Source organism: Ensifer sp. (genome assembly GCF_031989085.1).
Lineage (GTDB): Bacteria > Pseudomonadota > Alphaproteobacteria > Rhizobiales > Rhizobiaceae > Ensifer.
This window is the reverse complement of sequence record NZ_DALZXU010000001.1, coordinates 1217164-1231935: the sequence shown is the minus strand read 5'-3', so window position 1 is coordinate 1231935 and position 14772 is coordinate 1217164. Positions and strand designations below refer to the sequence as shown.

Annotated in this window: 11 protein-coding genes; 3 read left to right on the top strand and 8 right to left on the bottom strand. The window is 62.6% G+C overall.

Annotated elements, in window-relative coordinates; all coding sequences use genetic code 11:
- Window positions 1–60 precede the first annotated feature (60 nt).
- On the top strand, window positions 61–1419 hold the full coding sequence (locus RTP54_RS05965; RefSeq protein ID WP_312361537.1) for an esterase-like activity of phytase family protein: 1359 nt from the start codon (window positions 61–63) through the stop codon (window positions 1417–1419).
- 57 nt (window positions 1420–1476) lie between these two features.
- On the opposite strand, the gene ppx is transcribed toward RTP54_RS05965, so the two are convergent.
- The 4 genes from ppx to RTP54_RS05945 all read right to left on the bottom strand — a co-directional run bounded on the left by ppx (window position 1477) and on the right by RTP54_RS05945 (window position 7121).
- Complete coding sequence (ppx, locus tag RTP54_RS05960) at window positions 1477–3000, bottom strand: exopolyphosphatase (RefSeq protein WP_112809991.1); 1524 nt, start codon at window positions 2998–3000, stop codon at window positions 1477–1479.
- A gap of 11 nt (window positions 3001–3011) precedes the next feature.
- Window positions 3012–5198, bottom strand: a complete 2187-nt coding sequence (locus tag RTP54_RS05955) for an RNA degradosome polyphosphate kinase (RefSeq protein ID WP_112818431.1) — start codon at window positions 5196–5198, stop codon at window positions 3012–3014.
- A gap of 65 nt (window positions 5199–5263) precedes the next feature.
- The gene (hdaA, locus tag RTP54_RS05950; protein WP_312361535.1) at window positions 5264–5953 is read right to left on the bottom strand and encodes a DnaA regulatory inactivator HdaA; all 690 of its coding nucleotides are present in this window, start codon (window positions 5951–5953) and stop codon (window positions 5264–5266) included.
- Between the two features lie 46 nt (window positions 5954–5999).
- Complete coding sequence (locus RTP54_RS05945; protein ID WP_112809994.1) at window positions 6000–7121, bottom strand: AI-2E family transporter; 1122 nt, start codon at window positions 7119–7121, stop codon at window positions 6000–6002.
- Window positions 7122–7381: 260 nt separating this feature from the next.
- Between RTP54_RS05945 and purM the strand changes: the two genes are divergently transcribed.
- Window positions 7382–8452, top strand: coding sequence for a phosphoribosylformylglycinamidine cyclo-ligase (purM, locus tag RTP54_RS05940; protein WP_112809995.1), 1071 nt, complete (start codon window positions 7382–7384; stop codon window positions 8450–8452).
- Complete coding sequence (gene purN, locus RTP54_RS05935) at window positions 8449–9123, top strand: phosphoribosylglycinamide formyltransferase (RefSeq protein WP_112809996.1); 675 nt, start codon at window positions 8449–8451, stop codon at window positions 9121–9123. Before purM ends, purN begins: the two co-directional genes overlap by 4 nt.
- Window positions 9124–9130: 7 nt before the next feature.
- Here the strand turns inward: purN and RTP54_RS05930 are convergent, their stop codons facing one another.
- The 4 genes from RTP54_RS05930 to RTP54_RS05915 all read right to left on the bottom strand — a co-directional run bounded on the left by RTP54_RS05930 (window position 9131) and on the right by RTP54_RS05915 (window position 14761).
- Window positions 9131–10516 (bottom strand): AcvB/VirJ family lysyl-phosphatidylglycerol hydrolase, encoded by a 1386-nt coding sequence (locus RTP54_RS05930; protein WP_312361531.1) that lies wholly within the window; start codon window positions 10514–10516, stop codon window positions 9131–9133.
- Complete coding sequence (gene mprF, locus RTP54_RS05925) at window positions 10513–13122, bottom strand: bifunctional lysylphosphatidylglycerol flippase/synthetase MprF (RefSeq protein WP_312361529.1); 2610 nt, start codon at window positions 13120–13122, stop codon at window positions 10513–10515. Before mprF ends, RTP54_RS05930 begins: the two co-directional genes overlap by 4 nt.
- Window positions 13123–13225: 103 nt before the next feature.
- The gene (locus RTP54_RS05920) at window positions 13226–13822 is read right to left on the bottom strand and encodes an NUDIX domain-containing protein (RefSeq protein ID WP_112834084.1); all 597 of its coding nucleotides are present in this window, start codon (window positions 13820–13822) and stop codon (window positions 13226–13228) included.
- Between the two features lie 45 nt (window positions 13823–13867).
- Entirely contained in the window at window positions 13868–14761 is an 894-nt protein-coding gene (locus RTP54_RS05915; RefSeq protein ID WP_312361525.1) for a cation diffusion facilitator family transporter, read from the bottom strand.
- Window positions 14762–14772 lie beyond the last annotated feature (11 nt).

The window sequence follows — 14772 nt, the reverse complement described above, 5'->3', positions numbered from 1 at the left end:
CCGTCATCAAAGCCGCCTATCGGGTTTGCGTACTCTGGCATCCAACCCATGGTGACTTTCATGACCAAAACGCTTCTCGCCACTGCGGCGCTCACCCTTTTGATGACGACGACCGTCCTGGCTGAGGAAAAGGCCTTTCCCGCAACCCTGAAGGCACACGCGATCCTGCCGGCGAACACCATCCTGGCCGCACCGTCCGACGCACCGGACTATCTGAAGACATCCGGCAAGTTCACCACCGCCGACCGCAAGCGCGCGGACGCGCTCGGCACCGTGCCCGGCAAGGACGGCGTGCGCCCGACCGGTCTTTCGCTACCGTTCAACGGCCAGCCGATGCAGGGCTTCTCCGGCATCAAGGCCATGGAAGACGGCACGTTCTGGAGCCTTTCCGATAACGGCTTCGGCAGCAAGTTGAACTCCACCGATGCCATGCTGATGCTGCACCACGTCAAGATGGACTGGGACGCCGGCAAGGTCGAGGCGCTGAAGACGGTGTTCCTGACGGACCCGGACCGCAAGGCTCCCTTCCCGATCGTCATGGAAGGTTCCGACAAGCGCTACCTGACCGGTGCCGATTTCGACGTCGAATCGATCCAGCCTGTCGCCGACGGCTTCTGGGTCGGCGAGGAGTTCGGTCCCTACATCCTGAAGTTCGATGTCGACGGAAAGCTGACTGACGTTATCGCGACGGTTGTCGACGGCAAGCCCGTGATGTCTCCCGACAACCCGACCCTGACGCTCCAGGGCGACCCCTCGAAGAAGACGCCTGCCTTCAACCTGAAGCGCTCCGGCGGCTACGAGGGCATGGCGCTGTCGAAGGACGGGACCAGGCTCTACGGCATGCTTGAAGGTCCGATCTGGACCGACAGCGAAACCGTGGAACAGGCCGATGGCCGTCCGGCATTGCGTGTCATCGAGCTCGATGTCGCAACCAAGGCATGGACGGGCCGCAGCTGGCTCTATCCACTGGCCGAAGGCGGCGAGGCAATCGGCGACTTCAACATGCTCGACGACAAGACGGCCCTGGTCATCGAACGCGACAACGGTGCCGGCACGCTGGACAAGGCCTGCGCCGATCCGAAGGATCCCAAGCCCGATTGCTTTGCCGTCGGTTCGAAGGTGAAGCGCGTCTACAAGATCGCTTTCGACGACAGCAATGTCGGCAAGGCCGTGCGCAAGATCGGCTACATCGACCTCCTGAAAATCGCAGACCCTGACAACAGGAAGCGCCAGGGTGGCGGCGACGGCTATTACGACATGCCGTTCGTGACGATCGAAAACGTCGATCGCGTCGATGCCACGCACATCATCGTCGGCAACGACAACAACCTGCCGTTCTCGGCCGGCCGCGCACTCGACAAGGCTGACGACAACGAGTTCGTGCTGCTCGAAGTCGGCGACTTCCTGAACGCCGAATAACAAGAAAGGGCGCGCAGATTTTGCTCCGCGCGCCCTTTCTTAGACGTTCATTGCCGGTCAGCTCTCGAAGTGGAATGCCAGTCGTCTGCCGGTGAGTTTGCCGAGCTGTTGCAGGCGGCCGTCGAGGCGCTCGCCGGCAAATTCCGAATAGGCCGTAGGCACGACGATCTCCAGGTCGATATCCGGCAGGGACGACCTGCGGAACGTCAGGTTCTTCGCCACACCCGGCATCGATGCCGAGAACAGATAGGCGACACGCAGCAGCCCGCCGAGCAGCTTGGCCAGTTCCAGCAGCCGTGGTGTGGTGATGCCGGTCAAGGCACCGGTGGCGCCATCGTCGTTCAGACCTTCAAAGCGATAGTAATTGGCAAGCGCGATATAGGCCCGCCCCGCATGGGTGATGCCGGAAAATGTCGAGTGGGCTATGATGTTCAGCGCCTGAAGGCCGCGATAGTCCGGATGGGCGCGCCAGCTGATATCGGCCAGCAGGCAGGCCGCCTGGCGGTAGCGGCTTTCCTCTTCGGTTTCCTCGACGCCGAAAAACGGTACCATGCGGCCGGTCCAGTCGGCAAGCTCGCGGGCATGCTCGGGCGAACGCGCGCGAAGGATCGCGATCTCGCCGGCGGCCGTCAGCAGCGGATCCTGCGCCCGTTCGTTCTCGCTCAGAAGAGAAAAGAGATAGCCTTCGCGAACGCCGAGTGCCGAAAACGAGATCCGCTCCGGCTTCATGATCGAGAGGGCCTCCTGCATCGCGATCGCACCGAACGGAAGCAGGCTGCGGCGGCTCTTGGAGATGGTCGCATAGGCCGACGGCTTGATATTCTTCGGCTCGATCACCTCCGGCAGAAGCGCCATCGCCTCGTCATAGGAAATCTCGTAACCCTGCATCATGTGCAGCGGATAATTGCGGATCTCCATGTGCAGCTTGGCGATCGAGCGCCAGGTGCCGCCAACGGCATAAAAGGTTCGGCCTGTACCGGTCTTCAGCACCGGCGAGCTTTTCATGAACTTGCGCACCCAGGTGCGGGCTTTCGGCAGCGAGCCGCCGCTGTGCTCGAAGAGACGGATACCCCCGAGCGGCAAGGTGATCCCCTTGCCGATCTTTGTCCCGCTCACTTCGACCAGTTCCAGCGAGCCGCCACCAAGGTCGCCCACCACGCCATCGGGATCGTGGTAACCGCTGACGATGCCCATCGCCGAGAAATACGCTTCCTCTTCGCCAGTCAGAATGCGCACCTTGTGGCCGAGAATGGCTTCGGCCTTGGCGATGAAGGCCGGACCGTTGCTCGCTTCGCGCGCGGCCGCGGTCGCGAGCACATACATGGAGGTGGCGCGCGCCTGCTGCGAAAGAGCATGAAAACGGTGCAACGCCCTGAGCGCCCGTTCGACACTCTCCTCGTCCATGCGTCCGGTGGCATCGATGCCCTTGCCGAGACCGCACATAACCTTCTCGTTGAAGAGCATGGCCGGGGCGCGGCTCAAGCCCTCGTAGACGACAAGGCGAATAGAGTTCGAGCCGATATCCACAACGGAAACCGGGCGGATGCCGGGCAAACGCCCCTGCGCTTCAGATTCGACCATGCAAAACCAGTTTACTTGTTCCAGCTGCTCTTCCAGCCGGCGATCAGCTTCGGTGCACTGGACTTCAGGGCCTCACCCCGGCCGGAGAGGCTGGGATTGGTCATGAAATAATGCTGCGCATTGAACGGTTCGGCATCCTTGCCGACTTCCATCCGGCGAGACGTGCCGTCGGGAAGAATTTCATAGCTCTGCTGGTTGTCTATGAGATTACCCAGCATGATCTGCGAAAGAACCTGTTCGTGCACAGTCCGGTTGATAAGAGGCACGAGCGTCTCAACCCGCCGGTCCAGATTTCGCGGCATCATATCCGCCGAGCCGATATAGACAAGCGCATTCTCGGATGGAAGGCCGTAACCGTTGCCAAAGCAGAATATGCGGGAATGTTCGAGGAATCTGCCGACGATGGACTTGACACGAATGTTGTCGGAAAGGCCCGGAACCTGCGGCCGCAAGCAGCAGATGCCACGCACCACCAGGTCGATTTCAACACCGGCGCGGCTTGCCTTGTAGAGCGCATCGATGATCTCGGGATCGACGAGCGAGTTCATCTTCATCCAGATCGCCGCCGGGCGACCGGCCTTGGCGTGCTCGATTTCTTCCTCGACATGCTTGAGAATGCGAGGGCGCAGCGTATGCGGCGAGACCGCCAGCTTCATCCCGGCCTCCGGCTCGCCATAGCCGGTAATGAAATTGAAGATGTTCGCCATGTCGTGGGCGATGACCGGGTTGCAGGTGAAGAACGAGAGGTCGGTGTAGATCTTCGCGGTAACCGGGTGGTAGTTGCCGGTGCCCAGATGGCAATAGGTGCGCAGCCGCCCCTCCTCGCGACGCACCACCATCGACATCTTGGCGTGGGTCTTGAGTTCGATGAAGCCGAAGACAACCTGCACGCCGGCGCGCTCCAGGTCGCGCGCCCAGCGGATATTGGCCTCTTCGTCAAAGCGGGCCTTCAGTTCGACCAGCGCCGTCACGGACTTTCCGGCCTCGGCGGCATCGACCAGCGCGCGCACGATCGGGCTGTCATTGGAGGTGCGGTAGAGCGTCTGCTTGATCGCCACCACTTCCGGGTCGCGCGCCGCCTGCAGCAGGAACTGCACCACCACGTCGAAGGATTCGTAGGGGTGGTGGACCACCATGTCCTTTTCGCGGATCGCGGCGAAACAATCGCCCGCATGCTCGCGCACGCGCTCGGGGAAGCGCGGGTTGTAGGGTTCGAAGCGCAAGTCGTCGCGCGGTGCCTTGGTGATTTCCGACAGCGTGTTCAGCGCCAGAAGACCCGGCAGCACGGCGACGCGGTTTTCCGGGACACTCAGTTCCTGAACGACGAACTGTCGCAGCGAGGCCGGCATTTCCGAATCCAGCTCGATGCGGATCACCGAGCCGCGGCGCCGGCGCTTCAGCGCCGTCTCGAAGAAGCGCACCAGATCTTCGGCCTCTTCCTCGACTTCGATATCACTGTCACGAATGATGCGGAACGTGCCGGAGCCCCGGACTTCATAGCCCGGGAACAGCCGGTCGATGAACTGGCTGACCATGTCTTCGAGCGTGATGTAGCGGATGACGTTCTTGACATCGGGCAGACGGATGAAGCGGTCGAGTGCGACCGGCAGGCGCAACAGCGCGGTCATCGGCTCGCGGCCGGTCTTGCTGACGAGCTGGAGGCCCATCGAGAAACCGAGATTGGGAATGAACGGGAACGGATGGGCCGGATCGATCGACAACGGCGTCAGCACCGGAAAGATCGACTGGTCGAATTCGTTGGCAAGCCAGCTCTTGTCCTGCGCCGATAGCGACGCCGGGCGGACGATCAGGATGTCTTCCTTGGCGAGATACTGCTGCAGCACGGCGAGCGATGCCTGCTGCTCCATCTGCAGGTTGTCGATCTCCTTCAGGATATCCTCGAGCTGTTCGGCCGGCGTCTTGCCGTCGGGCGAGCGCATGGCGAGGCCCTGGCGCACCTGACCCTCGAGGCCGGCGACGCGCACCATGAAGAATTCGTCGAGATTGGCGGCGGAAATCGACAGGAAACGGACACGCTCCAACAGCGGATGCGCCGTATTAAGCGTTTCCTCGAGCACGCGGCGATTGAACTGCAGCCAGGAAAATTCACGATTGATGAACCGCTCCGGACTTGTGAGCAGGTCGACATCCTCCGTCGTCTGTTTGTTTTCGTTCACCGCCGACGTCGCATTATCCATTACCGATCAGACCCCATTTCGCCGCAGGCAGGAACTATAACAGTTTGACGACGGAACTGTGACAGTCAATCGGAATGGCGTTGATTTCCAAGCTCTTCCAGGACTTCGGCGGCCAGCGAGCGGGTCAGCCTGACGCCGCGGGCAAGCGCCAGCCGGTCGATGCGCTCGACGATCGTCTGGGCCGCCCCGAGCGAGCGTTCCATGCGCTGGACGATGTAACCGACCAGCCTCTCGTCGATGAAAAGCTGGCGATCGGAGAACAGCTTGATCAGCACCTGCGTCAGCAGTTCGTCGTCGGGCTCGCCGATCTCGACGACGGTCGCCGCCTTGAGACGCGAACGAAGATCCGGCAGCGTGACCGGCCAGGACATCGGCCAGAGCCGTGAGGTCATCAGCAGACCGGTGCCATGCTGACGGACGCTGTTGATGACGTGAAACAGCGTCGTGTCGTCAAACCCCTGCCGGTCGGCGTCCTCAAACAGAACGGGGCCCTGCGCCGCCATCAGCGCCGCATCTGTGTCGGCGACGGGATGGATCGCGCGTGCGCCCGCCCTCTCCTTCCAGATGCTGGCGAGATGCGATTTTCCGGAGCCGACGGGGCCGGCGATAATAACGACCGGCGATGGCCAGTCGGGCCAATGGTCGACGATCGCGATCGCCGCGCTCAGGCGATCGGAAACGAGAAGATCTTCGCGACCCGTCGCCGGGTCGTGGTCGAATGCCAGGGGCAATTGTTCGAAGGGACGTTTTGTCATGCTGTACTCGGGACAAGGATGGGACGATCAGTCGGCCTGATTGAGATCAGCCGGGCTGATTGCCCTTTGTCTTCTTCACCGCGACCTTCCCATGTCCATGGTAGAGATCGCTATCAAGGTATCGCTGGATGCCGAAGCGAACAAGGACGCCGATGGCAGCGGCGGCCGGAACGGCGACCAGAAGCCCGACGAAACCGAAGAGGGCACCGAAGGCGAGAAGCGCGAACATCAGCCAGACCGGATGCAGGCCGACGCTCTTGCCCACCAGCTTCGGCTGCAGGATGTTGCCCTCCAGGAACTGGCCGCTGAAGAAGATGGCAGCGACGGCACCGATCCAGAGATAATCCGGCCAGAACTGGACCAATGCGACACCAACCGCCAACACCAGGCCGACCATCGAGCCGACATAGGGGATGAAGCTGATCATGCCGGCAAAGAGGCCGATCAGCAGCCCGAAATTGAGGCCGACAAGAGACAGCCCGATGCCATAGTAAAGGCCGAGGATGATGCAGAGCGAACCCTGGCCACGCACGAAGCCGGCAATCGTCGAATTCATGTCCTGCGCAATCTGGCGCACCACGCCGACGTAGTCACGTGGCACCCAGCTATCAACCCGGTCGACCATCCGGTCCCAGTCGAGCAGCAGGTAGAAGGCGACAACGGGCGTGATGACGAACAGCGACAGGATGTCGAGCAGCGCCATGCCGGAATTCCACAGCTGCTGGAACAGCGTGCCGAGGAAGCTGGCGCCCTGCTCGAGGAGCTTGGCCGAATTCTGCTTGATCGCCGTCATCTGCTCGGCGAGCCAGTCGGGCAACAGGGTCGACTGGCTGTCGGTCAACAGCGCCTGCAGCTTGGAGATATAGCCTGGCATCTTCTGGATGAAGTCGGCGGCTTGCGTGAAGATCACGGGGATGATGATCATCAGCGACAGGGCAAAGATCACCACGAAGCCGATGAGAATGACCACCGTCGCCATCAGCCGGCTGAGGCCGAGGCGCTCGAGGCGGTCGGCGATCGGATCGAGGAAATAGGCAAGCGCCATGCCCGCAAGGAACGGCAGCAGGATCGAGCTGAAAACCATCAGGAAGGCGATGAAGGCGGCAAGCACAAGCAGCCAGAAAATCACCTGGCGCTGAAGTCCCGAACCGCTGACCTTTATGTCCATTGTGTTCCCTGTAGCACGCAGAGCATGCCTTTGCCGCATCATCATCTGTTTGAGGAGATAGGGGCCCCATGCCGCGACGGTCAAGTCCGCGCGCTTCCGAGCCCGACAAATTGCACCTTTCGCTCCCTTCTTGCCGGTGGGATATGGGCAAAATGGTGAAAAATGGCGGAGAAGGACGGCTGTCGGCTTGCACTCCCTTGCCCGCCGTGCAATTCGCATCCGCAAAATACCTGTCGCACGACCAGCCTTGGAGAACCAGCATGAGCCAGTCGGGAAAGAACGGCCTCACCTATAGTGATGCAGGCGTGGATATCGATGCCGGCAATCTGATGGTGGAAAAGATCAAGCCGCATGTGCGCTCGACCCGGCGCCCGGGTGCCGATGGCGAGATCGGCGGCTTCGGCGGGCTCTTCGACCTCAAGGCGGCCGGCTTTACCGACCCCGTGCTCGTCGCCGCCAATGACGGCGTCGGCACCAAGCTCAAGATTGCGATCGACGCCAACAAGCACGACACCGTCGGTATCGACCTCGTGGCCATGTGCGTCAACGACCTGGTCGTCCAGGGCGCCGAACCGCTGTTCTTCCTCGACTATTTTGCAACCGGCAAGCTCGACCCCGATCAGGGCGCCGCGATCGTTGCCGGCATCGCCGACGGCTGCCGCCAATCCGGTTGCGCGCTGATCGGCGGTGAAACCGCGGAAATGCCGGGCATGTATTCTGGCGGCGACTACGACCTTGCCGGCTTTGCCGTCGGCGCTGCCGAGCGCGGGCAATTGCTGCCGGCCGGCGATATCGGCGAAGGCGATGTCATTCTCGGCCTCGCCTCGTCGGGCGTTCATTCCAACGGCTATTCCCTCGTGCGCAAGATCGTCGCTTTGTCCGGTCTTGCCTGGGACGCGCCCGCCCCCTTCGGCGAAGGCACGCTTGCAGACCTCCTGATGACGCCGACCCGCATCTATGTGAAGCCGCTCTTGAAGGCGATCCGCGAAACCGGCTCGATCAAGGCGCTTGCGCATATCACCGGCGGCGGCTTCCCCGAGAACATTCCGCGCGTGCTGCCCAAGCACCTTGCCGCTGAAATCGACCTTGATGCCATCAAGGCGCCGAAGGTCTTCTCCTGGCTCGCACAGACCGGTGGCGTCGCCGCCAACGAAATGCTGCGGACCTTCAACTGCGGCGTCGGCATGATCGCCGTCGTGCCGGCCGAAAAGGCCAAGGACGTGGCAGCCGTGCTCGAGGCAGAAGGCGAAACCGTCTTCACGCTCGGTCGCATGGTCGCCCGCGCCGAGGGCGCCCATGGCACGATCTACAAGGGCAGCCTCGCTCTATGAGGAACGACGGGGCGGCAGTCCGGAAAAAGGTCGTCGTCTTCATTTCAGGCGGCGGCTCCAACATGCTCTCGCTCGCGAAAGCCGCAGCAGAGCCCGATTTTCCGGCCGAGATCATTGCCGTGATCGCCGACAAGGCGGATGCCGGTGGCCTTGCCAAGGCTGAAGCGCTCGGCATTCCGACCCGCTCGTTCCTGCGCAAGGATTTCGAGAGCAAGGATGCGCACGAAGCGGCGATCCTTGTAGAGCTCGATCGGCTATCGCCCGACATCATCTGCCTTGCGGGCTACATGCGACTGTTGTCGGCGACCTTCATCAAGCGCCACGAAGGCCGGATCATCAACATCCACCCGTCGCTTCTGCCGCTCTTTCCCGGCCTCCACACCCACCAGCGCGCCATCGACGCCGGCATGAAGGTGGCGGGCTGCACCGTGCATTTCGTCACCGAAGGCATGGATGAGGGCCCGATCGTCGCGCAGGCCGTCGTTCCCGTCGTCGACGGTGACACCGCCGACACGCTGGCCGCCCGCGTGCTGACGGTCGAGCACCGTACCTATCCGATGGCGCTGCGGCTCCTGGCCGAAGGCAAGGTTCGCATGGAAGGCGGAAGGGTCGTCACCGAAAACACCGACCCCGCGCCCGCGTCCTCGACGTTGATCTCGCCGGCGGCCTGAGGGCCAACTATTTCGCCGAAGCCAGCCGCCGGTCGAGTGCGTCGAGCACGCGCCGGGTCAGCGCCGGATAATCCTCGTCGAAATGGTGGCCGCCTTCGATGGCGACGACATCGACACCCGTGCCCTTCAGATCAGGGCAGGCATCGTCCTCTTCCTCCGTGCCATGGATGCATTGCACCAGGGTGGGATCGATGCGCTTGATGTCGTCTATCGGATCGCCGCCATTGCCCTGCCCGGCTGCACCGAGCCAGCCAAGAACCGAAATCTTGTAGTCGACCTGATGCGACAGCGCCATCAGCGTCACCTGCCGTACCCGCGCGCGTTCGGCCGGCGGGAGCAGATTGAACGTGCGCGGCAGGATGTCGGCACCGAAGGAATAGCCGATCAGCAAGACGTTCCGGACATTCCAGCGCTTGCGATAATAGTCCATCACCTTGGCGAGATCGTCTGAAGTCGCCTGCGGATCGCGTTCGGACCAGAAATAGCGCAGCGAATCGATGCCGACGACCGGCACGCCCTGCTGCTGCAAGACGTCGCCGACCTGCTTGTCGATGTCGCGCCAGCCACCGTCGCCGGAATAGATCACCGCCATCGTGTCGCGCGTCGGCTTGGTATCGAGCACGGTCAGGGGTAGGCCGAACGGGTTGTCGGATGCAGCCTCGCTGTCAATCAGGTCGGTCAGATGGCTGGTCAATGCATCGTAGGCGTCGTCGTCGCTGTCTTCCTGGGTGATATCGGCGTGTTTCTCGATGAGGGCCGCCACATGGCTGCGACCGTCGTCGGATGCCGCTGGCGTAAAGACGACGCAAATCGGGTCAGGCAAGGCACCGTCCGTCAGACCGTAGACCATGCGGTCGCCCTTGCGGGTTTTCTCGGCCGGCGTGCAGAGCTGCTTTTGCAGCGTGATGCCTTCTTCCGGATCGACCGCGAGTGTCTGGCCGATGGTCGCGGCAGGGGTCTGCGCCGCGATCGCCAGCGCCATGGCGCCACCCGCTCCGACGCCGGCAACGATCGGCGGAAGATAGGCATCGCTTCTCAGCGCGCGCTGCACCTGCTGGCTCAGCGCCTCGATATCCGAAACCATGTAGATGCAGTCGCCATCGTCCCTGGCGAGCGAGGCAAGATAGGCCTTGAGATCGATGCCGATGACGGCAGCCTTGTCGTCAACCAGCGCACGCGCGACCGTGTCCTCCCTGTCGCCCCACCCATCCGCGCCGGACAGGAGCACGACGAGGGCGGACGCCGTGTCGTTTGGAAGAAGGATGTGCGGAGACGGTATCATGCCCGTATCGTAGGCTGCCGGCTTGTCCTGCGCCATGCCCGGAGCAACCGCCATGGTTGCCACCAGGAGTGCGCCTGCGACTGACTTCAAGACTTTACGGATACGCATCATTTCTTCATCACTCCCCTGAGGCCGCCGCCGATCAGGAATGTCGCATCCATCAGGGCAAGGATCGGATTGATGCCGCCACTCGCCACGAGATAACGTGGCTGCCAGTGCGGGTGGAACTTCGACTTGAAGGCGCGAAGGCCCTTGAAGTTGTAAAAGCGCTCCCCGTGTTCGAAGAAGGTTCGACCCGCCCGGTCCCAGACCGGAGCGATCTGGCGCGACGACATGCCCGAGAGCGGCGCCATGCCGAGATTGAAGCTACGGTACCCTTCGGCCTTCAGATGTTCCATCACCTGGGCAAAGAGAAAATCCATCGATCCCTTGGGAGCGTCAGGCGCAAAGCGCATGAGATCCACGGTGCCTTCCTGCTTCGTCGCCGTCACCAGGATGTTGGCAAAGGCGACGATGCGGCCCTCATAGGTCAAAACCGCGACAGGCTGTTCGACCAGGTATTCGGGATCGAAGGCTCCAAGGGAAAAACCCTTCTCCTTGGCATTGTGATGGGCAAGCCAGGCATCGGAAATCGCCGTCAGCTCGTCGATGATCGCGGGAACGTCCTGGGCCGCAACCATCCTGAATTCGAGCCCGTCACGTTGGGCGCGGCTGACCTGCTGGCGAAGGTTGGCCCATTTTCCGCCCTTCATCTCGAACCGCGCGAGGTCGACATGGGCAAGTTCGCCAAGCCTGAAGGCGCGCAGCCCCGCATCGGCGTAGTAGGCAAGCCCCAGCGGCGAGACCTGGTAGAACACCGCACGGCAACCGCTGGCGCGGGCCGTCTCGATGAATTGCCAAATCAACTCCGGCCAGGCATCGACCGGCCCCACCGGATCGAACAGCGCGATCCACGAGCGGGCCCTCTGGCCATACATGATGAAAGCGCGGCCGTCGGCGGAGAACATCAGGCTCTTGTCACCCATGCGCACCAGATTGGCATCGGACATGTCCTGCGCCTCGACGATGGCCAGTGCCCGCTGCATGGCGTCGTCACTTGCCGGCTCAGCACTCGCAGCCGCCGGCCGCATCAGGCTCCAGATGGCGATGGCGCTGGCGCCGATCGTCACGCCGAGCAGTGCACGCAGGCCGCGGGGGGCCTCGGCGGAAAACTCGAACTGCCACCAGAGTTCATGGCTGTAATCGACATCGCGATAGACGAACAGGAGGACGACGAGCCCGCCAAGGCAGATGACGCCCAGCGCCGTCAGCCACGGCAGCGTCAACGCCTGGCCGAAGAGCGAGGCCGGCCGCACGAACAGCCGGCGGCTGACAAGAAGGCCGACGAGGAAGAAGGCAAGCATGCCGGCCTCGACGACTGCGACCGCCTTGATCAGCGAAAGCAGCAATGCAGCGACACCGATGACGACAGACGCCCACCAGGCACCATCGAGCCTGAGGGCGAGGCCGCGCGAGACGATGACGAGCGCAAGGCCGAGCAGGCTCGCCAGAAAATGCGCGCCCTCGACGATCGGCAGCGGCAGCAGCCCTTCGAGAAAGGCTAGGTTTTCGTCCGGCGTCGGCGTCACGCTCGACAGCACCAGCATGATCGCCAGGACGATGCCGAGCGTTGCCAGAAGAAGCGGCGTGATGCGGCCGCCGATGCGGCGCACGCTGGAGGCGACGGGATGGCCGGACAGTTGCCGCAGTTCGATACCGATGACGACGGCAATCGCGATCAGAAGCGGCAGCACGTGATAGATGACGCGGTAGAGAACCAGGGCGCCAAGGATCGTGTCGATGTCAGTGTTATGGCCGAGCGTGGCGATGATGATCGTTTCGAAGACGCCGAGACCGGCCGGCACGTGACTGAGGACAGCGATGCCGACGGCGAGCGAATAGATCGCCAGAAAGGCCGGCCAGCCGATGGTGCCCGCCGGAAGCAGCACGTAAAGCACCGTTGCCGACGCTGCCAGATCCAGCGCGGTGACCAGGAACTGGCGCGAGGACGTGCGCGAATCCGGCATGCGCAGCGCAAAGCGTCCGATGGTCACCTCATGCCCGTCTCGGCCCTTGACGAAGATGGCCAAGACGGTGCCGAGAATGGCGACGGCGATCATGCGCAGCCAGAACGGGTCGAGCCCCGTCAGGGGCGCGACATATTCACCGACGGCGAGCAGGCTCAGGCAGGTGACCGTCAGAAGCCCGAGGCCGAAGGCCAAGGTGACGAAGGCGATGATGCGCGCGATGTTCTCCGGCTCGATGCCGAGGCGCGAATAGGACCGGTAGCGGATGGCGCCGCCGCTCAAGGCGCCGAAGCCGGCGGTGTTGCCGACCGCATAGGCGCAAGCCGCCGTCAAGGCGACGTCGGCATAGGGCAGCTTGCGCCTGACATAGTCGAGCGCGCCGACGTCGTAGAAGGTCAGTGCCAAAAAGCTCAAGGCCGTGAAGAAAACAGCCGCAGCGATGGCGGTCCAGCTGGTGTCGGCAAGCGCCTTGACCACGTCGTCGTACTGCACTTCCGAGGTCAGGTGGAAGATCGCCAGGCCGAAGAGGCCGATGACCAGCAAGGTTGCAAGCGCCTGCAGATAGCGTCGGTTGCGACGCAGGAAAGGCATCCACCCTGCCTCGATCTGCTGATCATCGTTGGCTGCACGTTCCGAGAGGGAGGACGTCATGGGTTGCCCATGTCATTGATGAAGACACCAGCGCTGTAGCCTAACGGATAACGATCAGAAAGTGAAATATCCGTAATGTATTGTGTTCTTAATAAACAAGGCTTTACGGCCCGAGGCTGGAGCGGTTCAGCCGGGCCCATTGCAGCAACATGATGGTTTTGGCGTCGCAGATCTCGCCTGTCGCGATCATTTCGAAGGCTGCATCGAAGGGGATTTCGAGCACCTCGATGTCCTCGCCCTCATGTGAAAGACCGCCACCCTCCCCGACTTTCCTGGCAACGTCGATGAGACCGACGAAAAAGCTCGTTCGCTCGGTCAGCGCCCCCGGGCTCATATAGGCATCGAAGAGGTGCGTGGCCTTCTCGACGTGATATCCCGTTTCCTCCATCGCTTCGCGGCAGATCGCGACCTCCGGCGTATCGTCGTCGAGCAGGCCGGCGGGGGCTTCGATCATATAGGCAGGATCGCCCTGCAGCAGCACCGGCACGCGCAACTGGCGCACCAGCACAACGCTTTGGCGCCTGGGATCGAACAACAGGATGGTCGCGGCGCTGCCATGGTCGTGCACTTCACGCTTCAGCGTCACCGTTTCGCCGTCGGACATGTCCTGCTCAAGGGTGATTTCCTCCAGATGGATGAAGCCGTCCGAAAGCGTGCGCCGATCGATGATCCTGACGCGCGGATCGTGGTTTTTCGTCATGAGAGGTCCTTCATGGGAAGAGGAAGATGCGATCGCACTCGACCGTCAATGGATGTGCTCCGACGGCGCGCAGCTTTCGCGCTCCATCTGCAGGGTCGTATGGTGCAGATCGAACGCATCGCGCAAACGCTGCTCCACCGCGCGGCGCACGGTCTCACCGTCGGCATCCTCTGCCAGCACCACATGGGCGGTCAACGACGGTTGGCTCTGGGTGATCGCCCAGAGGTGAAGGTCGTGCACCGAAGCGGCACCCGGCACGGCGGTGATCGCCGCATGTACGTCGGCCAGGCGCATGCCCGGCGGCACGCCTTCCAGGAGAATGTTGACGCACTCCTTCAAGAGCACCCAGGTACGCGGAAAGACCATGAAGCCGATGCCGACAGCCAGCAGCGAATCGACCCACTGCCAGCCGGTGAACCAGATGATCGCCGCACCTGCCATCACCGCCACCGAGCCGAGCATATCCGCCCAGACCTCGAGATAAGCGCCCTTGACGTTGAGGCTTTCGTCCTTGTGGCTGGTCAGCAGCCGCATCGAAATCAGGTTGACCACCAGGCCGACGACGGCAATCAGCAGCATGCCGCCGGACTGGATTTCCTGCGGCAGCGACAGCCGTTGCCACGCCTCGTAGAGAATGTAGAAGGCGACGGCGAGCAGCAGCAGGGCGTTGAAGGCCGCCGCCAGGATCTCGAAGCGGGCATAGCCATAGGTTCGCAGCAGATCGGATGGCCGCCGCCCGACATGAATGGCGACAAGCGCGATCGCCAGTGCCGCCGCGTCGGTCAGCATATGCATCGCGTCGGAAATCAGCGCCAGGCTGCCCGTCAGAATACCGCCGACGACCTCGGCGAGCATGAAGCTGCCCGTCAGCGCGAGCGCACCCCAGAGGCGCGAGACCGGCGTGTTGCTGACATCCGCATGCTGGTGGTCGCCGCTCATACACGCACCCG